General features: G+C 68.1%; 16 protein-coding genes and 4 pseudogenes. 8 read left to right on the forward strand and 12 right to left on the reverse strand.

Translation table 11 applies throughout. The features are described 5' to 3' along the window. Nucleotides 1–573: 573 nt before the first annotated feature. A complete protein-coding gene (locus ACIP2X_RS08935; protein WP_401669477.1) occupies nt 574–2,712 on the forward strand; it encodes a SpoIIE family protein phosphatase in 2,139 nt (712 codons plus the stop codon). A gap of 819 nt (nt 2,713–3,531) precedes the next feature. On the opposite strand, the pseudogene ACIP2X_RS08940 reads toward ACIP2X_RS08935, so the two are convergent. The 6 genes and pseudogenes from ACIP2X_RS08940 to ACIP2X_RS08965 all read right to left on the reverse strand — a co-directional run. Further along, a pseudogene (locus ACIP2X_RS08940) lies at nt 3,532–3,666 on the reverse strand (sigma factor-like helix-turn-helix DNA-binding protein); the annotation flags it as partial. 164 nt (nt 3,667–3,830) lie between these two features. Beyond that, nucleotides 3,831–4,385 (reverse strand): DUF6328 family protein, encoded by a 555-nt coding sequence (locus tag ACIP2X_RS08945; protein WP_401669479.1) that lies wholly within the window; start codon nt 4,383–4,385, stop codon nt 3,831–3,833. An 876-nt stretch (nt 4,386–5,261) separates the two neighbouring features. Further along, the gene (locus tag ACIP2X_RS08950; RefSeq protein WP_401669481.1) at nt 5,262–5,609 is read right to left on the reverse strand and encodes a MerR family transcriptional regulator; all 348 of its coding nucleotides are present in this window, start codon (nt 5,607–5,609) and stop codon (nt 5,262–5,264) included. Between the two features lie 1,434 nt (nt 5,610–7,043). Next, a complete protein-coding gene (locus tag ACIP2X_RS08955; RefSeq protein ID WP_401669483.1) occupies nt 7,044–9,317 on the reverse strand; it encodes a catalase in 2,274 nt (757 codons plus the stop codon). A 118-nt stretch (nt 9,318–9,435) separates the two neighbouring features. Continuing rightward, nucleotides 9,436–9,577 (reverse strand): annotated as a pseudogene (locus ACIP2X_RS08960) (SDR family oxidoreductase); the annotation flags it as partial. Nucleotides 9,578–9,579: 2 nt separating this feature from the next. Further along, a pseudogene (locus ACIP2X_RS08965) lies at nt 9,580–9,738 on the reverse strand (DUF6766 family protein); the annotation flags it as partial. A 253-nt stretch (nt 9,739–9,991) separates the two neighbouring features. On the opposite strand from ACIP2X_RS08965, the gene ACIP2X_RS08970 reads away from it, so the two are divergent. Then, nucleotides 9,992–10,339: an ANTAR domain-containing protein gene (locus ACIP2X_RS08970; RefSeq protein WP_401669485.1), complete on the forward strand. Its 348-nt coding sequence runs from the start codon at nt 9,992–9,994 to the stop codon at nt 10,337–10,339. 128 nt (nt 10,340–10,467) lie between these two features. Here ACIP2X_RS08970 and ACIP2X_RS08975 read toward each other — a convergent pair whose 3' ends face one another. Next, complete coding sequence (locus ACIP2X_RS08975) at nt 10,468–10,914, reverse strand: ATP-binding protein (protein ID WP_401669487.1); 447 nt, start codon at nt 10,912–10,914, stop codon at nt 10,468–10,470. Between the two features lie 125 nt (nt 10,915–11,039). Between ACIP2X_RS08975 and ACIP2X_RS08980 the strand changes: the two genes are divergently transcribed. Further along, nucleotides 11,040–11,417, forward strand: a complete 378-nt coding sequence (locus tag ACIP2X_RS08980) for an STAS domain-containing protein (protein ID WP_401669489.1) — start codon at nt 11,040–11,042, stop codon at nt 11,415–11,417. A 599-nt stretch (nt 11,418–12,016) separates the two neighbouring features. Further along, on the forward strand, nt 12,017–12,676 hold the full coding sequence (locus ACIP2X_RS08985; RefSeq protein WP_401669491.1) for a DUF1707 domain-containing protein: 660 nt from the start codon (nt 12,017–12,019) through the stop codon (nt 12,674–12,676). A 116-nt stretch (nt 12,677–12,792) separates the two neighbouring features. Here ACIP2X_RS08985 and ACIP2X_RS08990 read toward each other — a convergent pair. Further along, nucleotides 12,793–13,112: pseudogene (locus ACIP2X_RS08990) on the reverse strand (hypothetical protein). A gap of 602 nt (nt 13,113–13,714) precedes the next feature. Between ACIP2X_RS08990 and ACIP2X_RS08995 the strand changes: the two are divergent. Next, complete coding sequence (locus tag ACIP2X_RS08995; protein WP_401669494.1) at nt 13,715–14,131, forward strand: SRPBCC domain-containing protein; 417 nt, start codon at nt 13,715–13,717, stop codon at nt 14,129–14,131. Nucleotides 14,132–14,762: 631 nt separating this feature from the next. Here ACIP2X_RS08995 and ACIP2X_RS09000 read toward each other — a convergent pair. Then, nucleotides 14,763–15,308 (reverse strand): TetR/AcrR family transcriptional regulator, encoded by a 546-nt coding sequence (locus ACIP2X_RS09000; protein WP_401669496.1) that lies wholly within the window; start codon nt 15,306–15,308, stop codon nt 14,763–14,765. Nucleotides 15,309–15,479: 171 nt separating this feature from the next. Between ACIP2X_RS09000 and ACIP2X_RS09005 the strand changes: the two genes are divergently transcribed. From ACIP2X_RS09005 to ACIP2X_RS09015, 3 genes are all read left to right on the forward strand, one after another. Further along, nucleotides 15,480–16,322, forward strand: a complete 843-nt coding sequence (locus ACIP2X_RS09005) for an oxidoreductase (RefSeq protein WP_401669499.1) — start codon at nt 15,480–15,482, stop codon at nt 16,320–16,322. Nucleotides 16,323–16,408: 86 nt separating this feature from the next. Further along, nucleotides 16,409–17,293 carry an SDR family NAD(P)-dependent oxidoreductase gene (locus tag ACIP2X_RS09010; RefSeq protein ID WP_401669501.1) on the forward strand — a complete coding sequence of 295 codons (885 nt, stop codon included), beginning with the start codon at nt 16,409–16,411 and terminating at the stop codon, nt 17,291–17,293. A 109-nt stretch (nt 17,294–17,402) separates the two neighbouring features. Beyond that, nucleotides 17,403–18,854, forward strand: coding sequence for an aldehyde dehydrogenase (locus ACIP2X_RS09015; RefSeq protein ID WP_401669503.1), 1,452 nt, complete (start codon nt 17,403–17,405; stop codon nt 18,852–18,854). Between the two features lie 101 nt (nt 18,855–18,955). On the opposite strand, the gene ACIP2X_RS09020 is transcribed toward ACIP2X_RS09015, so the two are convergent. From ACIP2X_RS09020 to ACIP2X_RS09030, 3 genes are all read right to left on the reverse strand, one after another. Further along, complete coding sequence (locus tag ACIP2X_RS09020; protein WP_401669505.1) at nt 18,956–21,505, reverse strand: alkaline phosphatase D family protein; 2,550 nt, start codon at nt 21,503–21,505, stop codon at nt 18,956–18,958. Nucleotides 21,506–21,917: 412 nt separating this feature from the next. After that, nucleotides 21,918–22,502, reverse strand: coding sequence for a hypothetical protein (locus ACIP2X_RS09025; protein ID WP_401669507.1), 585 nt, complete (start codon nt 22,500–22,502; stop codon nt 21,918–21,920). 424 nt (nt 22,503–22,926) lie between these two features. After that, the gene (locus ACIP2X_RS09030) at nt 22,927–23,319 is read right to left on the reverse strand and encodes a hypothetical protein (protein WP_401669509.1); all 393 of its coding nucleotides are present in this window, start codon (nt 23,317–23,319) and stop codon (nt 22,927–22,929) included. Nucleotides 23,320–23,383 lie beyond the last annotated feature (64 nt).

Here is a 23,383-nt window from a genome sequence, read left to right on the forward strand (position 1 = left end):
CCGTGCCCGTAGGCTCGGCGGGTCCTGGCGCGTCGTGCACCTCCAAAGCCGACGACGCGCGGTAGAGGACACACCTCGCCGCGTTTCGTCCGCGCTCAACGCGCGCCAGCGCCCGTACCCGACTACTGAATTGATCTGGACCTGGCGCAGGTTCGTGTGCTCGTGAACGGGATCACGCTGTGGCCAGTTGTCGGCCGGCCATGTCAGGAGGCCGGGCTTAGCAGCGTGTTGAATTGCTGGAGCAGATCCGGCGTGACCGAAGGGCGGAGAACGCTTCGGTCCGGAGTCTGGGCAAGCGTTGTGGAGTGCACCGCCGGGCGGTGCGTCAGGCGCTGGAGAGTAGCCACGATCTGCATCGTGGCGCGGGTCAAAGGTTGCCATAGATCGGCTGACGAGGCAGGGGCGAGGACTGCTCCCATCAGGCGGGGGTAGCGGCGGGCGCGCGTCAATGCGCAGGCGCACAGTGGCGCCCGACTCGTGTGGACAGGCGGTGCCATGTGACGCGCTGCAGGGTGATCCTGCCGCCTGGCTGCGATGCTTTACTCATCTGCGACTAGTTGCATACTGTACTTTATGTCAGCTTTGCCCACCCGTGGGCCCGAGATACTCGTCCCCCTGTTCGACCAGGTGGTCGAGGAGAGCGGCGCCCATGGCGGCCTGCTCCTGCTGCTCCCGCCGGGCGAGCCCATGCTCTTCGCCACCCTCCTCACCGGCTTTCCCGCCAAGTACGCCGACCCGTGGACACGGATCTGGCTGCAGTCGAACTTCGCCATCGCCCGGTCCGCACGCGAGCGCCGACAGATCTGGATGGGCCCGAACGAGCGGGCGCTGCTCTACCCCGAGTCGGCCGTCGCGGCACCGTACCCGTACGCCGTCATCGACACACCCTTGGTCACCGGCGACACCCTGTGGGGGGTCCTCAACCTCGTCTGGCCCGGTTCCCACCCGCCCGAGCCCGTTCCGGAGGAGCTGAAGGTGGTCGACGCGGGGGCGCACCGGCTGAGCAAGCTACTCAGCCGGTGCGCCGAGGACGGGCGACCAGTGCGGCCCCACCGCCGGCCGCTCGTCGTTCCCCGGCGAGAAGCGAACCACTACAGAGCAGGCGAGGCACGTGCGGGCGCCCACTTCGCGGAACGGCTCCCCGGAGGGGGCCTCGGTATGAATCTGGAGGGTGAGGTCACCTTCGTGACCCCCACCGCCGCTGATCTCCTCGGCACTTCGGCAGGCGCCTTGATCGGCGCGCCGCCCTGGGAGGCTCTGCCCTGGCTAAGCGATCTCGTGTACGAGGACAGCTACCGACGGGCCCTGTTCACCCGGCTGCCGACCTCGTTCACCGCGCTGCGTCCCCCCGATGTCTGGCTGTCCTTCCGTCTCTTCCCCGGCGCCTCCGGTATCAGCGTCCTTGTCCAGCGCGCCGCGCCCCCCGCCGCGAATGCGATCTCAGGCATCCCGGCACGCACGGCCGAGGCCGCGGAACTCACACCGACGACGGACGAGGCCCCCACCCGGGTCGGCTCCCTGTACCACCTGATGCAACTGGCCACCGTCCTCAGCCAAGCCGTCGAGGTGCAGGACATCGTCAATATCGTGTGCAATCCCGTGATGTCCGCTTTCGACGCCGAAGGCATTGCCCTGCTCACCGTGGACGGGGCCAGGCTGCGCCTCCTGGGCCACCGGGGAATCACCGAGGAGGCCACCAGGATGATCGACGGCCGCCTGGTGGACACCGCGACCCCCGCCGCCCGCTGCATCCTGGAACAGGAGGCGTTGTACTTCTCCAGTGCGCAGGAGATGGACCACGCCTTCCCAGGCTGGTCGGCCCGCAGCCGCTTGTCCTCATTCGCGTTGATGCCCCTGACGGCCTTGGGGCGACCGGTCGGCTGCGTGGCGTTCGGCTACCGTGAGCCGCATCAGTTCGGCTCCGGCTACAGGACCCTGTTCACCTCGCTGTCGGGGCTGCTCGCCCAAGCGCTGGACCGGGCCCAGCTCTACGACACCCAGCACCAACTCGCCCGGCGACTCCAGGACTTGCTGCTACCCACAGCCCTGCCTGAGATCCCGGGACTTCAGGTCGCCGCGCGCTATCGGTCCGCGACCCGGGGCGTGGAGATCGGGGGCGACTTCTACGACCTCATCCGGCTCGACTCCGGCTGCGCGGCCGCGATCGGCGACGTCCAGGGGCACAACGTGACCGCCGCCGCTCTTATGGGGCAAGTACGCACCGCTGTGCACGCCACCGCGGGCGCCCGCCCCGACGAGGTGCTCACCCGCGCCAACAAGCTGCTCACGGACCTGGACGCCGGGCTCTTCACCAGTTGCCTCTATGCCCACGTCGACTTCGCCACCCACCGTGCCGTGCTGGCCACCGCAGGTCATCCACCGCCTCTGCTACTGGATCCCGAGGGGCAGGTAACCATCCTGGACGTGCCCCCGGGACCGCCGCTCGGCATCGAGCCGGACGCCCTCTACACCCCGATGGAGGCACCCATGCCACCCGGCAGCGCTCTGCTGCTCTACACCGACGGACTGGTCGAGACCCCCGGGACCGACATCGACGTCTCCCTCGCCGGGCTCGCCGACCACCTGCAACGAACAGCCGGGTCACCACCGGACGCCATAGCCGACAGACTCCTCCGCCAGGCACCCGGAACCACCGCCGGCACCGACGACGTGGCGTTGATCCTCATCCGCCGCGAAGACGATCACCACTGAGGTTGAAGACGGGCCCTGGCAGCCGCAGACACGGCGGGCCCCGGCCGGTGCCGACTCCCTCACATTCATCCCATCGTCGGCCCTTCACCAGGGCGCACTCTTCCTCGGAGGAGAATGTCGCCCCTGAGACCGCGGCAGTGCTCGCACGGGCGTGGCCAGGAGCGGTGTCGGTTCGGGTACGGTCTTGCCGACCGACTGGTTCAGACGCGGGCTTCCGCGGCGGTCCGGCGGTGATCATCGGCGATCTGCGCTGCCTGGGCCTCCGGCACCACGCCGCTGTCGAGACCGCAGGTGCATCGCACCACGGCACATCCGGTCGGCTCGTACTCGACGCACCCTCCCCGGTGGGTTCTGTTCCGGGTGATGCCGTGCAGGACCGTCGCGTGTTCCACCATGGCACCCATGCAGCGCCCGGGCAGTGGCTGCCAACGCCCCGGCCGCCGAATGGCCGATCAAGGTCAGCAGCAGACCGCTCCTTTGTGCTGCGACCCTGTGCTCAGAAGAAGAATGCGTGGCGGCGTGCCCTTCCCGTTCCGTGGGCGCAGACCGGGGCCGTGTACAGCGGCACGCGGGCAGCGCACGGGGGGCGCGGGTCTATGGGGCGGGGCGGCGCGCGGGTAGGCGCCCGTGCATGCGGATCAGCGTGGTGGATGTCGGATCGAGAACGGTCCGGCTCGTGGTGGCGTATGCGGAGGACGGCATCCCGCTGCCGGTCCACACCGCCTAGTGGCGGCTGCGGCTGTGCGAGCCCGCCCACAGGCGTCCACGGTCCCGCCATCCCAGGGCGTCCTCTCAGCTGCTGACGAGCTCGCCTTCCCGTTACCGGGAGACGGGCATCTGCGAGACACCCAAGCGCTCGCCGATCTGGGCCTGGGTGAGTCCCTCCACATACCGCATGTGAAGCACCTGGTCCTTGCTACAGATGAAGTCCTGTAGGACGCTCTCGCCGTCCTCGCACCTGAACGTGTGAGGTGTCTGTCCGCTTCCCTCCGGGCTCGGGACCAAGCGCGACGGCTGGAGGCGAAGGTGCTGGTGCCGGCACCAGCACCGGAGACGAGCAGACGCCAGTGCCAGATACCGGGCACTTCACGAGCGGAAGTGCCGAACTCGCCGTGATTTCATGCCTGGTCGTCGCGTGCTGAGCGTCGACGAAGCCAGGCCGGCAATCCGTACCAGCACATGGCGAACCACAACATGACCCCGCCGACCAGCAATTCGGCGAGAAGGCTCGGCACCACGACATGCAGGAGAAGCAGTAGCGTGCCGCCGATGGTCAACGCGAGAAGCACCATTCCGAACACCATCAGCCTGCCCGCAACCCTGACGATGTGGTCCTTCATGCGTTGCCCCGACAGCAGCCGATGTATGGACACCGGCGCAATCAACGCTCCGGTAGCGGATGCCCCGAGTATCACGGTGATCACGTAAACCACGTGATCGAAGGTTTCCAACCTGTGGAAGTGCGCAGTGAACGCCACGCTCAACAGAAACCCGAAGAGAATCTGCACGCCGGTCTGCGCGACTCTCGTCTCCTGCAGGATCTCATTCCATCTGCGATTCAGACGTTCCCGCTCCGATTCCTGCGGTTCCTGGGTCTTGTGTTCTCCCGCCTCGCGACAACAGGGGCAGCCGGGCTGCGGCGCGTTGGACGGCAACTTGTCAGTCATGCTCATGGCATCCTCCTGCTCAGGGAATACCCGGATGCCCGCCATCGGTGATTTCACGTCTCTCGCAGCAGAGCGAGATGCTCAAGCTTCCGCGCACTGCGCCGTGACGGGAGCCCCCCCCCCGTACCGTCCAGTAGGCGGGCCTTGCTGTAGCGAGGCCTGTCCGGTCCGCTCCCCCAGGACCCGCAGGGACGGCCCCCCGGCCTGCTGGCGTGACCGACCCAGCAGGGCCGCGAAGTCGACAGGCCCCTGCCCTTGCCAATCGGGCCGAGATTCACGTGCATTTCGAGCATTCCTAAGCCATGCCACGCCTCGCCATCCTGGGATTGGCAAGGTCTCCCCGCAGGCCTGTCTGGACAACACCCGCTTCATGAGCCCGGGCGTCGAAGCGGATGCAGTCCCACTGGCGGCCGCTTGTGCTTCTACGGCAAGGACGGCAGCGTCGCCTCTATCACGATCAAGCGACTCAATCCCACCGACGACTCCGTCAACGGCGCGGCCACGGCCGACATCACCGTCTGGCCAGGCGCCACCGAAAGCCATCTCTTGGGGATGGACAGGGCGCATCTGCTGTGGTTACTCCCCCGCCGACCACGCACAACGGAGACCAGCCAATGATCATCAAGAAGATGCATCACGTGGGAATCCGCAGCGAACACGCCTACATGGCAGCCATGGCTGCCATGGGGCTCACCGTCGCAGCCTGGGCCGACTCGCTCAAGCTGGATTGCCCGCGCCGACCGTTGGGGCCTCTTCGTCGGCGAATGGACACCCACCTCCTCGGCCTCGCCCTCTCCCACTACGAAGGCAAACTCGGCGCGACCTTAAGCCAGGGAGCGGGGCGCAGGAGCGCTGATCGTCACAGCCTCGGACACCCGGGAGTCAGCTGTCACCGGCCGCGGCCGTCGGCCGGGTCGAGTCGGCGGCGCGGCGATATTCGGCGTTGAGGCGCTGAGCTTCTTCGAGCTGGTCTTCGAGGATCACGATGCGGCAGGCGGCCTCGATGGGAGTGCCGTGGTCGACGAGTTCCCGGGCGCGGGCGGCGATGCGCAGCTGGTAGCGGGAGTAGCGGCGGTGTCCGCCGGCGGAGCGGAGTGGGGTGATGAGGCGGTGTTCGCCGATGGCGCGGAGGAAGCTCTGGGTGGTGCCGAGCAGTTCGGCGGCCCGGCCCATGGTGTAGGCGGGGTAGTCGTCGTCGTCGAGACGGCCCAAGGTGTCGCCTGCTGTCATTGCACCTCTCTGTGGAACGCGTGGAGGGGCCCTGGCGCCGTTGGCGCCAGGGCCCCGAAGGAACGACTACACCATCTGCCGGCCCTGGTACTGCGCCGGCCTTCTGTTTCCGCTGGCCCGACCAGGGTGCTGTCGGGGTCGCGGGGATCGCGGTTGCTTGACCGGAGACCACCTCACTATCGATGTCCTGCGGTACCCGGGCTCGACATTTCTGCCCGGGCGATCCTGATGGTGCTCAGCCCCTCCGTTCTTCCCTCTTGATCACTTACCTACGGGACTGCGTACTGCTGGTTCTGCAAACTGCCGTGTACCTGCTGGTGACCTGACCAAGCGTCACCTGTGGTACCGCTGATGGCGGCCCCTGATCACTGCGGCCGCCCGGTCCGGTCGTCAGCCCCGTCACCGTCCTGCAACAACCCTGGCTTCGGGACTCCACCACCGCACCGTCCTGCACACTGCACCTACGGGTACTGCGGATACCGCTGACCGGCAGTTCATCTCTGCCAGGCCCTCTTGTCTTCCTTGGCTACGAAGGAAACCATAACCACACCACCGCCCAATGTCTACTCTGGCAAGCATAGATTTTCGCGTGTTCGACGGAGAGGCAATAGGCCTCGAACACGGGCGGGTGTGGCGCGTAGGACCGTCACCCCGCGGGGCAGCGGGCCACGGTCAAGGACACGAGCTCCCCTGCGGGAACCGGCATCGGACGAGCCAGGCCGGGGTGACTGCTGGACACGATGTGCAGGCCGTTGTGCGAGGTCGGGTGTCGGTCGGCCGAGACCGGCCGGACGGACGGAAGGTGAAGGTCGGAGAGTGAGCACATCCGGCAGTGGTCAGGTCTCGTCCTTCGCTGTGGACTACACGGCCGTCTTCCACGCGTTCCCTGGACCGACACTGCTCCTGAAGCCGGGTCTGGTGATGTTGGACGCGACCCAGGCTTTCCTTGATACCTGCGGGCGCTCCCCGGGAGCTGCTGGGTCATTCCGTGTTCGAGGTGTTCCCTCAGGATCCGCAGGACCCGCACGCGCTGCGGGGTTACGACTCTGCGGTGCCTGGCCCGCCAGAGCACACCGTAGAGCGGTGGTGGAGCCCGGTCACCGCGCCGGTTCAGGGCCGGGAAGGACAGGTCCTTCTGATCATTGCGCAGGTCAGGGATGTCACCGCTTGGGTCCGGGACCATGCCGCGCTGCGCAGTGGTGAGACATTGACTGACCAGGCGGCCATGGCCACCTCGCTGCTGGCCCGCGCCCAAGAGCTTGGCGAGCTCGACGAAGAGCTGCGGCTCGCGCCCGTATCAGGGACCCGCGCAGGTGGCGGCCCGCAAACTGCCGGCCGCTCACCTCAGCGCTGCCTGATCCTCAGCCCCGCTCGTGGCTTCACGCATCACGGGGCCCATGCGGCCTGGCGGGGACCTGCGCACCTACCTGGGGTTCAGAGGGCGGTCGGGAAGCGGTCCCAGACGCGATGCCGGGCGAGCAGCGGGGAGAGGCCGCTCAGGACGGCCGCGCCGCTGTCGGCGAGGACCACTCCCGGGGCACCGGCCGGAATGCCGGCGGCGTCCAGGACGACCTCGGCATCCGCCCATCCGCCGAGGGCCTTCGCGTGCCGGAACGCCTCGGAGACGAGAAGCAGGAGCCTCGGGTCCAGTGGGGCACCCGGTCGGGCCTGCTCGCCGGCCTTGGCGTCCCGGGCGCCGAAGGCGTCGCCGCCCAGAGCGGGCACCCCGGCCAGGACGAGCGCGTCGAACTCGATCGACCGGGCCGTCGCCAGTGTCCGCTGCACCGTGATCGCGTCCTCGCCCGTACCGAGCTTTCCGCCGGCCGGTGCGATGACCAGCGGCACCATGCCGGCGTCCAGGACCGCCTCGCGCAGCGTGCGCACCCCGTCGGCGTCGGTCGCGCCGTCGGCGACGATGCCGATGATCCGGCCGTCGGCGGGCCATTCCTGTCCGATCTGGGACAGCGCCGGGCTCGGCTGCACGTCCACGGGCGGCTCGGCGGGCTCCGGGGCGGGCAGACCGAGGCCCTCGGCGACCTGGGCGCACAGCTCGGAGTCGATGTTGGCGAGCGCGTGCAGCTGCCGTTCCTTGATGGCGTTGCTCCAGCACTTGCCGAGCTCGAAGGTGTAGGCGGCGACGATGTGCTCGCGTTCCACCGCGGACATGCTCAGCCAGAACAGCCGGGGCTGGCTGAAGTGATCGGCGAAACTGGCCGGCGCCTCACGGACCTTGCGGGCTGCCGGCACCTCGACGGGTGTCTCGACGAAGGCTCCGGTGTCGGCCCCGGCGAAGAACGGGCAGCCACCGTCCAGCGAGTTCGGCTTGTAGGGTGCCACCCCGCTGTGCACGGCCTGCTGGTGGAAGCCGTCCCGCAGCATGTCGTTGACCGGCGCGTGCGGCCGGTTGATCGGGCTCTGGCTGAAGTTGGGGCCGGCCAGGCGCGTGATCTGGGTGTCCAGGTAGGAGAAGAGCCGGCCGGCCAGCAGCGGGTCGTCGGTGACGTCGATGCCGGGCACCAGGTGGCCGACATGGAAGGCGACCTGCTCGGTCTCGGCGAAGAAGTTGCTCGGATTGCGGTTGAGCGTGAGGAGGCCGACGGGCTGCACCGGGGCCAGCTCCTCCGGGACGATCTTGGTCGGGTCGAGCAGGTCGATGCCCTCGAAGGTCTGTTCCGGGGTGTCCGGGAAGACCTGCAGGCCCAGCTCCCACTGCGGGAACGCGCCGGCCTCGATCGCGTCGGCGAGGTCGCGGCGGTGGAAGTCGGGATCGACGCCGCCGGCGATCTGGGCCTCCTCCCACACCAGGGAGTGCACTCCGAGCTTCGGCTTCCAGTGGAACTTCACCAGTGACGTCCCGCCCTCGGCGTCCACGAGCCGGAAGGTGTGGACGCCGAAGCCCTCCATGGTCCGGTACGACCGCGGGATGCCGCGGTCGGACATGTTCCACATGGTGTGATGCTGGGCCTCGGTGTGCAGGGAGACGAAGTCCCAGAAGGTGTCGTGAGCGCTCTGCGCCTGCGGGATCTCACGGTCGGGATGGGGCTTTCCTGCATGGATGACGTCGGGGAACTTGATCGCGTCCTGAATGAAGAAGACCGGGATGTTGTTGCCGACGAGGTCGAAAACGCCTTCCTCGGTGTAGAACTTGGTGGCGAATCCGCGGGTGTCACGGACCGTGTCGGCGGAGCCGCGCGACCCGAGCACCGTGGAGAACCGCACGAACACGGGAGTCTCGCTGCCCTTGCGCAGGAAGGCAGCGCGGGTGACGTTGTCGGCGGTGCCGTAGGCCTGGAACACCCCGTGGGCCGCACTGCCGCGGGCGTGGACCACGCGCTCGGGAATGCGCTCGTGGTCGAAGTGCATGATCTTCTCACGCAGGTGGTGGTCCTGGAGCAGGACCGGTCCGCGCGCGCCCGACTTGAGCGAGTGGTCGGTGTCGTAGAGGCGGGTGCCCTGGGCGGTGGTCAGGTAGGGGCCGCTCTGTGCCTTGCGGGTGGGCTCCGCGCCGGTCGGCTGACCGGTAGGGCTGACGGTCTCCGGGGCACCCTGGTCGGGCTTCGGCGGCAGGGGTTCGCGCGGCTCGACGGGCTCCTCCACTGGGACGGGTTCCGGGGACGGGGCGCCGGGAATCCCTTCGGCGGGCCCGTCACCGCCAAGAGCATCGGCCAGTTTCTTGGCTGCGGCCTTGAGCGGGTTGGTGTCGGACATGATTCCTCCGTGGTCGCGGGAGAGAAATACAGCCATGACCGCTGCCTTGAACAGCCAAACAGGTGATTCGCGAACGTCGCTCGAACTGCACAGGGCTAGCCCGCCATGCGGAGGCGTGTCAGGGCAGCGGGGTGCCGTCCGTGGCGTTGAGAATCTCCGCCGTGATGAAGCTCGCCCTCGACGACGCCAGGAACACGTAGGCGGGTGCCATCTCGGCCGGCTGGGCGGGTAGCCCCAAGCGGGGCCTGTTCGCCGAATTCCATCACCCCTCGATGCCGGCTGCGTCATCGGCGGCGCCGACCGGTTTGGACTCCGGTGAGCCGCGATACCTGAGGTGGATGGCGAATACGGCCGTGGAGGCGACGGCAAGCAGTTCGGACTGCCAGTTCTCCAGTGTGCGGCTCCAGAAGCTGTTGTTCGCTGTGGGCGGCCACGCCGGTGATGTCTGTGTCCGGCAAGGGGGGCTCACCCTTTTGGCGGCAGGTGTGGCCCTGGCAGTAGGGGGCTACTCGCTTGGCAGCGGGGTTAGGAATCCAGCCCCACCGGGTGAGTCCTTCGGACCGTGGGTCTGGGGGACTCACGCGTTGTGTCCGGCCGCGGCCGGCGGGATCCTGGAAGGGAATGCTGGGCAGGCGAACGAAATGACGTCGCCCCGATTCACCATGGATGAGCGCATGGCTTCCTCAGCGGCCCATCAGCCCACCCCCGCCACCGCCGCAGTCAGCCAGCTGCAGGCCGAAGTGGAACGGCTGCGTGCGGAGAACCGCCAGCTGCACGAGGCGATCGGCTCACACGCGGTGGTCGACCAGGCCATCGGGGCGCTGACGGTGCTGGGGCCGATAACAGCGCAGGACGGCTTCACCGTGCTGCGGGAGGTCTCCCAGCACACCAACACCAAACTCGCCCACGTCGCCGAGCAGGTCCTCAAGCACGTCCAAGGCGCAGCCCTGCCCGAAGAACTGCACAAGGAACTCCAGGCTGCCCTCGTCCGTCACGCCACCGGCCCGGCACGCGGGTCCTGACTCCGCCACCGCAGCCGTTTCGCCGGCGGGGAGGCCGATGGGCGGGGTTCACAGGCCGCCGGCGATGCAGCGGAAGGCGGCCAGGACCGGGTTCGTGGCAGGCCGCGCTACTGGGGGCCGTCGCGTTGTCAGTCGGTGAGGGCGATGCGGGCGGTGAGCCGCTTGCCGACCGGTTCCCGGTGCGCTTCGAAACTCTGCACGACGGCCATCACGATCTCCAGGCCATGCTGGCCCACCCGGCCGGCGTCAGCGGCCCTGGCGACCGGCAGGACCGGGTCGGAATCCCACACCGACACCTCCACCGCATCGTCATCGATCCGCAGATCCATCAGCGCCGGGCCCGGCGCATACTTGCGGGCGTTGGTGACCAGCTCACTCACCACCAGCTGCGCCAGGTCGATCGCGCGCGTCGAGACCGGCAGGCCGTGCTCGGACCGGCACCGGGTGAGAAACGCGACCGCTAGATGGCGGGCCTTCGCAATGGCCGTGCCGTCCCCCTCCAGAGCCACGGCGGTCCGAAGCGGCCACGGCGGTGGCACGCTGCTACCGTCCTCGTCCGCCTCGTCGGCAGGCACCGATCCAGTCAACACGACCACCTCATTACCCCCGTTCCCCCTCGCGCGTACCCGTCTTCGCAGGCGTCACCGCACGTGCGGAGAGCAATTCCGGGCGATGGTCTGGCTGTGCCAGTATGACCGGCATGGCTGAAAAAGCAGCAGCGAACCACGCACCAGCGCAGCGACCCGGCCATTTGTCGGTCACCACCACGACCGCCGAGGGCATCCACGTCCTGACCGTGGCAGGAGAGATCGACCACCACAGCGGTGAGGCACTGCGCCAGGCCCTGGACTTTCCCAGCGCACCCCGCCTCCGCGCCGTTATCGACCTGCACCAGGTCACCTTCATGGACTCCAGCGGCATCAACATCCTTCTGGCCGCACATCAAACACTCACCGCTTCCGACGGATGGCTACGCCTGGCCGCGCCCACCGAACCCGTCCTGCGCACCCTGCAGATCGTCGGCATCGACACCATCATCGACTGCCGCCCCACCCTGAACAGCGCACTGGAAAACTGACTGCTCACCACGCCGCGGTAACTGGCTGCCGCATGCCCCGGAAGACGAGCGCCCCGATGCACTGCATGGGAACCTCTGTGGGCCAGGGCGTACGGCTGTGCCGGCGAAAACCCCGACATCCTGGCCCACCGCTTGTGCCACGCCCACACCGCTGCGACGTCCTCCGGCTGAGCGCGAGTTGGGCCAGGTGGCCAGCACATGATCGGTGTCGCCGTCGGTGAGGATGAGGCGGGCATTCGGCATGCCGCCGTACTTGCCGACCCACCGCCGGAACTTGTTGCGCGCGATCTCCGCGCATCCCCACCAGCCGTGCTGCACCGGCCGACCATCAGCGGCGAGCAGCACGATCGCGGCCTTCGCCTCGAGCTCGGTCAGTTGGTAGTGCACCGAGGCCAGGCTGCGCATCCTGACCGCCGCCCCACGCGTGTTCGTCGTCACGCTGGTTCCAGGCGTCGGCGTCGTTGGGGTTGGCCCGGGAGGCGTCCAGGGTCCCACTGGCCCATGCCTCCAGCGCCACCATGTCGCGATATAGCGTTAGTCTTCTACTCGCGCCGCTGCCCGCGTCGCGCGGAGACGTTCGACACGACCAGGACGGAAGCATGTCGGGAGAGATTTCGCCCATCGGGAAACGCCCTGACCCCGGCTCGCCGCCCGAGCTGCGAGCCTCTCATGCGGACCGGGACCGGGTGGTGGATGTGCTGCGTATCGCGGCGGGGGACGGCCTGCTGACCGCGGAGGAGCTGGACGAACGCCTGGAAGCTGCCCTGTCGGCGCGGACTCTGAGCGAACTGACCCCGCTCACCGGCGACCTGCCGGCCGTGTCGGCTGCGGTCGGCGCGACTGGAGCAGAAGCCAAGGACATAGTTCGGATCGAACACGTCCACAGCGGCGCGGTCGAGCGCGCGGGGCGCTGGGTGGTACCGCGGAGGCTGGAGCTTGCGGTGACGTACTGCAAGGTGACACTCGACTTCACTCACGCACTGATTACGCACGACACCTTGCGGATCGACGTGAGCATGACGGGGAAGACCCTGACGCTGGTCACGAGGCCGGGCATCGTGGTCGACACTGACGGCCTGCAGCTGGTACACAGCAGCGTCAAGTACCGGCATAGTTCGATGAATCCCGACATGCCGGTCACTCTGCGAGTGGAACTGGTCGGCCAGAAGGCTCACGGCCGCGTGGTGGTGCGGCCCCCGCGTAGGACGTTCGGACAGTGGCTGCTGCGCAGGCCGACATCCCATCCTGCAGGTGATTGACTTACGCATCCGCCACCGCCCCCACCACGCGCCTGAAGGCATGAGCCGCCGAGCCCAACACTTCGTTCAGCCTGCCCTGCCCATGAAGGTGGGGCGAGCCGACTGCAACCGCCCTATCAGGTCGCACCGGAGTAGTAGAACCGGCAGCTGACGCCAAGCGCCTGCGCGTGAGGCTCGCCGGGGCACGGGTCGGGGCTCGGCCCCCGGGCCACCGCGACAACTCAGTGGACAGGGCGACACCGTCGTCGACTTCCTCGGTCCGCCACCCGTGGATGACCAGCAGCAGGCCGCCCAGCGGCCCGCCGACCAGTTCGGCGTAGGTCCGGTGCGGGAGCAGGCCGGGGTGGGGGTGGTCGTCGCGGGCCTCGCCGTGGTGTTCCCTACCGCTAGCACGCTGCCCGCCCTTGACCCCACGGCTTCGTCGAACAGCAACCACAGGGGACCGACATCGGCAACTACACGTGTACCAGACCCTATGGCAGTAAAGGAGCCGGTGACGCGTCTGCCGGTGGTAGGGCGAGCAGACCCTGCTGCACCCGGCGAGCGCACCCGTACGCCTCCTCACCCCCGGCCTGCCCGTCACAGGGGCCGGGCGGGCGGGGTATGCCCTTCGCGCATGACAGGGCACAGATAGTGAAGGAACCGATCTTCCTTGGCACCCGTCCGGCGGCGCCCGGAGGACGCCGATTGACGTGACCTGACCATCCCTGCCGCGATCAGCATGGCGATCGCCCCGGTATGACGTTGTGTGGAGCACATGATCGTCGACAGCGGCTAAGACGGCTTACCTTCCGTCGTGGGCAAGGCCTGCCAGGTACCGCGACCTCGGCGACCACAGCCGGAGGCGTGACGCCCCTGCCTGCATGCGTGTCGCGCAGGGAGCTCCGGTGGCGGCCGACCCGGCCGCGTGTCGGAGGGCAACAGAAATAGGAAAAGAATCTGCCCGGGCGGTGTCGAGAACGTGTCATCGGCTCCGACGTTCTCCGTGAGTGTGCAGCCCAGTCCCGCACCCGCGAGATCAGACACAAGGAGACAGACATGGCCCCCGTCACTTTCGACTACACCATCACCCGCACCCTGGAGGCTCCGGTCGAACAGGTCTGGGCCGCCTGGACCCGCGCCGACCAGTACGGACAGTGGGCCAACGCCGAAGAGGTCGTCCTCGACGTCCGGCCCGGCGGCGCCTGGAGCTCCGTCATGGTCATCCCCGGCGGCACCCGCGTGCCGCTGTCCGGCCGCTACACCGAGGTCGTGGAGAACAAGCGACTGGTGATCGGCATGAGCGTGCCCGGCCGCGAGGAGCTCGTCCTGATGACCGTCGACCTGGCCGCCGACGGAGACCACACCCGGATCACCCTGTCCCAGACCTTCGAGAGCGCCGAGAACCGCGACCAGTCCGAGTTCGGCAGCAACATCCTCCTGGACGGGCTCACCGCCTTCCTCGCGGCAGCCTGAGCTTGGCGTCGACGTCCGCTCCTGGAAGAGGGCTGCGGGCCCACCCGCTGGCGAATGGGCCGCGAACGAGGAGTCCGGTTCTGGCCTGACGAGGTGCAGCCGGCTCCGGCAGTGACTCGACAACTCGCCCAACAGCGGTCCGCGGCAGCAGCTTCACGCTGTCGGACGGGACCCTGAGCAGATGTTCCGCTCAGGGTCCTTCGCTGTCCCCGTCTACGGCGCAGCTGAAGTTCGCGTCGGCACTGGGTTCTTGGGTCCCTCCTGGGAGGCAATGCCGGCTCCGCCGCTTCTCGGCGGGGAGTCGGCTTAGCACGAGACGTCAGTGGCGGCCGAGGTTGGGATTCCTCGGCCGGAAAGGCCGGGGTCTGTCGATTCTGGGGCGGCATCGGCAAGTGAGTGGCCGGCCCGCTAGGTGGTCTTTGAACTGCTCTGTGCGGGCGCGGATCTGGCGGGCTACCGTACGAGCGACTCGCCGCCACCCCTTAGGGGACACCGTCTCCTTCTGCAGAACGCGGAAGTATGTGTGCCGGATCTCCCGTGCGCGCCCTTTGTCGCCGGTGAGGACGAGTCGCATGGTGTCTTCGGCTGCTGTGCGAGCCCCGGCTGGCAGAGCCAGGTGATTGCACACGGCTCAGGACGTACCGAGTCCCCGGACCAACGTATCCACGACCATGTCGGCCGCCTCCGGGGCAGCCATGTCAGGAAACTGATGCGCCGCACTTTGTACTAGCTGGTCAAGGACCGCCCTCGCCCACGCTGCGGAGACGTCGGAGCGCAGAAACCCTTCGTCGATGGCGCGTTCGATGAACCTCGTGAGTCGCTGGCTCTGCTCTTGCCGTCGTTCGCTGGCGCTCGGGTCCTGCTGCATCATGCGACCTGTGTCGACGGGCCACTCCCTACTGACGGGGATGATCCCCTCCACGTAACGGTGCAGCGCGACGGGCACCGGTGCCTGCAGGAGTCTGGCGTCGTCCAGGACCTGCTCTGCGGAGTCGAGCTTCGCCTGAAATACCGCCGCGAGCAGCGCTTCGCGTGTGGCGAAGCGTCGATGCACTGTCGTGCGATCCACGCCTGCCGCGCTTGCGATGGCCGCCATCGAGGCGCCCGGGTCCTCGGCAAGGAGCCGGGCCCCCGTGCGCAGGACGTTACTCAGGTTCCGTGCGGCGTCAGCTCTCATGATCCCGACATGTTACCAGCCATGGGCACTTACATGGCCTTTCGCAACGTTGTGGCTGCGACCAAAACCATTACCGCAACACTGATGTTGCGTTTTCTGAGATTACATCTACAGTGAAGAGGTGGCCGCGACGTTGCGGCCCGGTTCCAGCAGAGACAGGAGTAATGCACCATGGCGCGGACTTGGCTGATCACCGGTGGTTCCCAGGGGCTGGGCAAGGCGCTGACCGTCGTGGCCTTGGCGGCAGGGGACCAGGTCGTGGTGACGTCGCGCCGACCCGATGCACTGGCCGACCTCAAGGCGAAACATCCGGAGCGGCTACAGACCGTGAGCCTGGATGTCACGTCCCCCGCCGAGGCCCGCGACGTGGTGGCCACCGTCGTGGAGCGCTTCGGCTCCCTCGACGTGGTCGTGAACAACGCCGGATACGCCACCAGCGGGTCGATCGAGCATTTCCCCGAGGACGAGTTCCGCGCCCAGGTCGAGGCGAATCTGTACGGCGTCATCAATGTCACCAGAGCGGCACTGCCGATCCTGCGCGCCCAGCGCTCCGGGCACGTCGTGCAGATCTCGTCCATCGGCGGCCGTGTGGGCGGCACCCCCGGGCTCAGCGCCTACCAGACGGCGAAGTTCGGCGTCGAGGGGTTCTCCGAGGTGCTGGCGAACGAAGTGGCCCCCTTCGGTGTGAAGGTGACCATCGTCGAGCCCGGCGGCATCCGTACGGGGTGGGCAGCGGGCGCGGCATCCGTCTCGGGAACGATTCACCCCGACTACGAGCCGACCGTCGGGCAGTGGCTGGCGGCCTTCGCCGACTACAGCGGGAAGGAGCCCGGGGACCCGGACCGCATGGCCCGGGCGATCGTCAACGCGGTGGACGCGGCCGAACCTCCGCGTCGGCTGCTGCTTGGCAGTGACGCGTTGGAGATCGCCCTCGCCGCCGGGGAGGAGCAGCTCGAGCAGGCACGGCAGTGGGCGGACGTCAGCCGCTCCACCGACTTTCCGAACGTTTCCTGAACCCCGCCACACCAGATGGCGCTCTTCACCGTCCGGCGCCGAAGCCTGATGCCTCGGGGCGCCTGACGGAGGATCGAGACAGTCTTATGAGCAAGGTCCTTCTCATCACCGGGGCGGCCGGTGGGCTGGGTGCGAGCCTGGTCGGTGCCGCTCTGGAAGCGGGGCACCAGGTGGTTGCGACCGACCTTTCAGCCGACGCGGTACCCGTGCCCGACGGTTGCGGCGACCGGCTCCGCGTGCGGGCGCTGGATGTCACCGACCCCGACGCCGCACGCGACGCGGTCGCTTACACCGTAAGCGAGTTCCACCGCCTGGACGTACTGGTCAACAGTGCCGGCACACGCAGCGTCGGCTCGATCGAGGACATCCCGGAGGCAGCCTTCCGGGCCGACTTCGAGGTCAACTTCTTCGGAGTGGTCAACTTGGTGCGGGCCGCCCTGCCCGTGATGCGACCGCAGCGCTCGGGCAGCATCGTGAACGTCTCCACCATCGGCGGACGACGCAACCAGCCGGGTCTGGCTGCCTATCAGTCGTCGAAGTGGGCCTTGGGCGGCTTCACCGAGATCCTCGCCCGCGAGGCGGCTCCTCTGGGGATCCGGGTCACCCTCGTCGAGCCCGGGGGGATCCGCACACCGTGGGCGTCCCTGTCCATGCCGGCCCTGCGTGAGGAGTACGAGGAGACCGTCGGCGCCTTCGTCCGCTCCTACAGCAACAACCCGGACGTACGGCGCGGCGACCCCGCCAAAATGGCCGCGGTCATTTTGCGCATGACGGAAGTACCGCATCCCCCGGTCCGTCTTCTCCTCGGCTCGGACGCAGCCTGGCTCGCGCCGCAGATCTCCGCGGCCCGCGCTGCCGAGGACGCCGCCTGGCACGACGTCAGCATCTCCACCGACCTCGACGGTCTCGAGGACTTTGCCGACACTCCCGTCGCGCAGGTGGTCCGGCCGCAGACCTCCCAAGCGGGCTGAGCCCCGATCCGCCTGCCCCGCACTGCCCCTCGAAGTCCCTTTCGCCACTGCGGCCAGGTGGCACGTCGCCCGCCGGCCTCCCCCATCCAGCAAGAAGGTAGTGACAGACATGATCATCCGTGACCGACTCTTCATCGGCGGTTCCTGGGTCTCCCCCAGTGACCCTGCACTGCTGCTCGACATTCGCTCCCCCCACGACCACTCGGTTCTCGGCCGCGTGGCGCAGGCTGCCGAGAACGACGTCGACGCCGCCGTCAGTGCGGCACGCGCAGCCTTCGACCACGGCCCGTGGCCTCGCACCTCTCCCCGAGAGCGGCAGGAGATCATCAGGCGCTACGACGCCCTGCGCTCCGCGCGCGCCGACGAGATCGCCGCACTCATCTCCGCGGAGAACGGCTCGGCGGGCTGGTTCACCAGGGCAGGCCAGCCTTTCCTGACGCGTCAGGCCAATGCCGACCTCAAGGCCGCGGAGGAGTTCGGCTGGGAAGAGGTCATAGCCCCCTCGGATCCGGCCGTGCCCTTCGACACGATCGTGCGGCGGGAACCGATCGGCGTGGTCGCCGCGGTCATCCCCTGGAACTCACCCTTCTCCGCAGCCAGCGCCAAGCTGTTCCCGGCACTGCTGGCAGGCAACACCGTGGTGCTGAAGGTGTCTCCGGAAAACTCCCTGAGCATGGCGCTGCTGGCCGACCTGTGGCAGGAGGCCGGCCTGCCCGAAGGCGTACTCAGCGTGCTGCCGGCGGACCGGGACACCAGCGAATACCTCGTCTCCCACCCCGACATCGACAAGATCGCCTTCACTGGCTCGACCCGGGCGGGACGCCGCATCGCCTCGATCGCCGGTGAGCAGCTCAAGCGGGTGAGCCTCGAACTCGGCGGCAAGTCCGCCGCTCTCATCCTCGAGGATGCCGACCTGACCGCCGTGGCTCAGGGACTCCGGTTCGGCTCCCTGGGCAACAACGGCGAGGCATGCATCCTGCAAACCCGCATCCTCGCCCCGCGCAGCCGCTACGACGAGACCGTCGCCGTACTCAAGGACATGGTGGAGTCCCTGGCGGTCGGCGACCCTTCTGCCCCGGACACCTTCATCGGTCCGATGATCCGTCCCGATCAGCAGCAGCGCGTCATCGACTACATCCGGCTTGGCATCGAGGAGGGCGCCCGCCTCGTCACGGGTGGACCGCAGGTGCCCGAGGGGCTGGGGACGGGCAACTACGTCACTCCGACCCTGTTCGCCGACGTGGACAACCGCATGCGCATAGCGCGGGAGGAGATCTTCGGCCCGGTCCTGGTCGTCATCGCTTACGACGACGAGGAGCACGCGATCAAGATCGCGAACGACTCGGAGTACGGTCTGTCCGGCGGCATCTGGTCCTCCAGCCCGGAGCATGCCCTGGATGTCGCCCGCCGACTGCGCACCGGCACGGTGACGCTCAACGGCTCCCCCATCAGCTTCGACGGCCCCTTCGGCGGATACAAGGCCAGCGGCCTGGGCCGTGAGTACGGCACGGTGGGTCTGACCGGCTATGTCGAGCACAAGACGATCACCCGCATGCGCTGACGACTCGGCGGCGATACAAGGTGCTCTTCGGGCCCACTCGTCGGGGCCGGATGTGTGATCTCGTCCGGCGGGGCGGCGCACCGCCTCGCCGGACGAGACCGTCAGAGCGTGTTCAGCACGGCGAAGGGATCGACCGCGTTCCGGTTGTCGACCGCTGTGATCCGGCGGCGCAGGGTGTAGCTCGCGCCCGGCTGGATCGTCACCTGTCGCTGGGTCATCGCCCAGATGTCACAGGCGTACGCGGTGAATGCCTGGTCCTCGTAGATCAGGCCGTAGGTCTGGCTGTCGGAACCGGTCATGCCGATCCAGGGGGCCTCCGGCAGGTAGTCGGCAGGCGTACCGATCGTGATGGTGCCGTGGCCGGGGACACCACTGCGCTGCCCCGCTCCGTCATGGTCGATCACGTCGCCGATCCACAGGGTGCGTTCCACCGTGCCGCGATTGGTGAAGACGCTCTCGGCGGTGATCCAGCGCTCGCCCTCGCGGATGGAGAAATCGGTGACGACTGAGACGTCCGTGACGGCGGTACTGGCGCCGGTGGCCCTGATGCGCGCTTCGGCGCCGGTGGAGGAGACGACCTCGACGGAGGTCGACCTCACCGTGCGCTGCTGCCATGCGCTCGTGCCGCGCGGCTGACTTGCGGACGCGTACGGCAGGTTGAGCCAGTCGATCTGGTCCAGGTGACCGACGGCGGCCATGTCTCGTGGCTTGCCGAGGGTGACGGGGGTCAGCTGTGAGTCCTCGGAGCCGGCCGAGATCGCCAGGGCAAGGTGGTCATTGGAGATCACCAGGTCGGAGGTGAGGCCTTCGGCCACGGGGCCGGGAATGGTGGTTCCGGTGCCGGCCCGTGCCCGTGCCCGGTCCGCCCGCAAGGTGACACGGGTCTGCATACCGTCCTGAACGGTGGCAGAGACGTGTACGGGGTCGTAGCCGACTCCGTCGGCCTGCACGGTGTAGACGCCGGGGACGGCGAAGGCGAGGAACTCGCCGTCGGCACCGGTCGTGCTCGTCACGATGGCCTTGCCGGTCGAGTCCAGCACCCGTACGCGCATGTTGGCGAGGGGGGTTCCTGTCCGGCTGTCGGTCAGACGGCCGGACAGGCCGTCGCCGACGCCGTCGAGACGCCGGGCGCCTGGGACGCCGTCGAGTACCTCGAACGCGGCGATCGTGTACGCGGGAGAGCCGGCGTCGCCTGCGTTCAGCACGATCCGAAGGTCGGCACGCCAGCGCTTCGGCGTGATGTCGCAGATCACGTAGCCGCGGTAGGTGCCGTTGTAGAACTTCACGTGCGGATTGGCCGGGAGACCCGCCCGTACGTCCGCGTCCCAGCCGGCACCCGAGGAGATGGAGGTGCCGACGAACTCGGTCGCGACGGTGCGGGACGTCGCGTCGTCGAAGTCCTTCTTCAGGTCGTTCACCCAGTGCGTGTGCCAGTCGCCGCTGAGCACCACCGGGTTCTCGGGGCGCTTGCGGTCCAGGAAGTCCAGGATCCGGGAGCGGGCGGCGGGGTAGCCGTCCCACTGGTCGAGGTTGACGACCTTCGACGGCCCCAGGTCGTAGTCGAACGCGGCCATGATGGTCTGCTGGGCGATGACGTTCCACTGCGCGCCGGACCGGCCCAGGCCCTTGAGGAGCCACTGTTCCTGCTCCGGACCGGTGAGGGTGGCCGCCGGGTCGCCGACCGCTTCGCAGGGTGTCTTCCGGCCGTCGCCGCAGGGCTGGTCGGTGCGGTACTGGCGGGTGTCGAGGATGCTGAACTCGGCGAGCCGCCCGAAGCCGAACCTGCGGTACATCAGTGCGTCGGGGCCCTCCGGCTCCTGCTGCCGCCGCAGCGGCAGGTGCTCGTAGTAGGCCTGGTAGCCGTTGGCGCGGCGCTCCAGGAACGGCCGACCGTCACCGGCGCCGCCCGCGACGTCGCCCGCGTAGTTGTTCTGGACCTCGTGGTCGTCCCAGGTCACGAAGAAGGGGAAGCGGGCGTGCGCGTCACGCAGTTCGGGGGCCGTCTTGTACTGGGCGTGCAGCCGCCGGAACTCCGTCAGGCTGCCGTTGGTCGTCTCATAGATGTAGTCGCCCAGGTGCATGACGAAGTCGAGGTCCTGCTCGGCCAGATCGCTGTACGCCGCGTAGTGGCCACCGACCCAGCTCTGGCAGGAGACGAAGGCGAAGCGCAGATGATCGGCCTTGGCCCCGGGCGTCGGCAGGGTACGTGTACGGCCGGTGCGGCTGTACACGCCGTTCACCTCGAACCGGTACCAGTACCAGCGGTCCGCCTTCAGGCCTGCCGCCACGACGTGGACACTGTGCGCGGAGTCGGGTACCGCTGTGGCGTGCCCCTCGTCGACGACGTGACGGAACTCCTCGTCCTTGGCCAGCTCCCAGCGCACCTTGACAGGTTCGGGGGCCATTCCGCCGGTCTCCGCGTCGAGCGGATCGGTGACGAGCCGCGTCCAGAGCACGACGCTGTCGTGGTGCGGCTCGCCGGAGGCCACACCGAGCAGGAAGGGAGCGGGGTCGGCCACGGCCGCCACGGCCGTCACGGTCGCAGCGGTCGCAGTCCCGGCGGCAGCGGCCGCGCCGATGGCGAGCTGACCGGCAGCCAGCGCACCGAGGGTGGTGCCGCCGGTAGCCACCAGGAACTTCCGGCGGTCCAAGGGAGCGAATTCTGGTGTATCCATCATGTGCCGAGGGTGACCGGTTGATGCGCCCTTGCGGTTGCGTGATCATGAATGGAATCCGCACGGCAGATCATCCTGCGACGTCACCCCGCCGTCTTCCGCTCACCCGTTCCGTCCCGCTCGACCGCAGCGGAACCTGGCGCCCGGGGCGTCACGGGCAGCCCCTTCGGCTCGCGGCGAGCACCGAGGGCGGGCCGGCCGCCGGTGACGGATGCGCAGAGGCGCGCGTCCGGTATCGCCGCGGGACGTACGGTCGGAACATCCTCCCCGCATGCGGGGTGGATGCGTGACGATCTCCTGGACGACGGCGGCAGCAAGGTGTGGTGCGGTCCGCAGCAGTGGAGCGGCTGCGGCCTCCGTCTCACGTGAGAGCAGGCGCCCGTACGGCTCAGCTGAGCTGGTACGAGCCGGCGCGGTCGTACCAGTTGACGGCTGGGCAGTCTCCGGTCCCTGAACCGCCCAAGTGAGTGCACCGGTCGATCCATTCCGAGGAGGCGCCGGTGTAGTCGGCGCCGTCGAAGAGCTTGATGTCGCAAGACTGTGCCGTGTAGGTGCTGACCGAGCTGTACGTGTTGTTCTCCTGAATCCCGCTGGGATTGTTGGAGTTGTACGGATGCGTGAGACCCGGAAGGCCGTACTCAGCGTCGCTGGTGGTGGCGGTACAGGCGTGATCACCGTAGTAGATGGAGTAGCCGCCGCCTTGTCCGTAGTTGATCCAGTTGTAGACCGAGACCAGTGGAAGCGACGCGAGAGTGGAGCCGTAGGAGACCAGGTCCTGTTCCGTGGTGAAGCAGGCCGACTTCTGCTCGCTGAGATCGACCGCGCAGTACCGCCCGGCGGGGTCGGACACCGGGGCCCGAGGGGCCTGAGGGGTGGGTGCGGCGGTGGCGGTGGAGGCCGTGGCACCGAGTGCGAGGGCCGCAAGGACCGCGAACAGCGCCCTCACCGGTGACAGATCTCTGGGCACGGGCACGACATCCTCCTGAGGGCACGTCCGCTGAGGGGTCCTCATGGTGGCCGTCGCCCGGACCGCTGACCAGTGCCATATCGGGCGACATGTTTTCAGTCACAAGTACCAGAGGCGGCGAAGGTACCTCGCAGATCGGCGTCCAACAAGGTGCCTCTAGCCGGGACGCGTTCCGTGCCCGAGATCTCCAGTCCCTCCCGCGACCACACGGATCTGTCGGTGGAGGTCAGCGCGATCCGCGGCGCTTGGGCCTCCTCGGTCAGCCGACGGCCCACGGACAGTCCGTCCGGGGCGGAAGGGTGTGGTGTCCGAGCCCCGCCCCACCGGACCCGCAAGCCTCCCCCTGTGGATTTAGCTGTCATTGACGTCTTGCTCTCGGTCACACGAAGCGCGCTTTTCCCCGAGTTGTGCGGGGAAGGTGCGCGTTGGGTCAGTATGCAGCGACCCCATAAGCGCTACCGCTGTAGAATATAAGATAGAACTTGGTGCCGTCCTTGACGTCGGTGGCCGCCAACGTCCATGTGTTGGCCCGGACTTCGTGACCCCCGTTGCAGTACTCCGGGCCACTCGATGGGATAAAGCAGGTTTCCACCGTGTTCTGACCAGTAACCTTGACGTTGATGTCGCTGCAGTTGGACGTGGTGAAACGGTAGCCGGTGACGGGCCACCGCCCATTGGGGTCCGTGCCATTGATGCTCTTGGCGCTGCCATAACAGGACGTGACCCCGGACGTGGCCGCGGTGGCCGTACCACCAGCGGTCATAAAACCAGCCGCCAGCACGGCAACAGCCAGAACCCTCACGGCACGTGCATGGATACGCATGCTTGCCCTCCCTCGTAGGCACCGGTGAAGCGGTGCACAGAGTCAAGGAGGTGCATGGCCCCGC

Source organism: Streptomyces sp. NPDC089424, from assembly GCF_044749345.1.
In the GTDB taxonomy this organism is placed as follows: domain Bacteria; phylum Actinomycetota; class Actinomycetes; order Streptomycetales; family Streptomycetaceae; genus Streptomyces.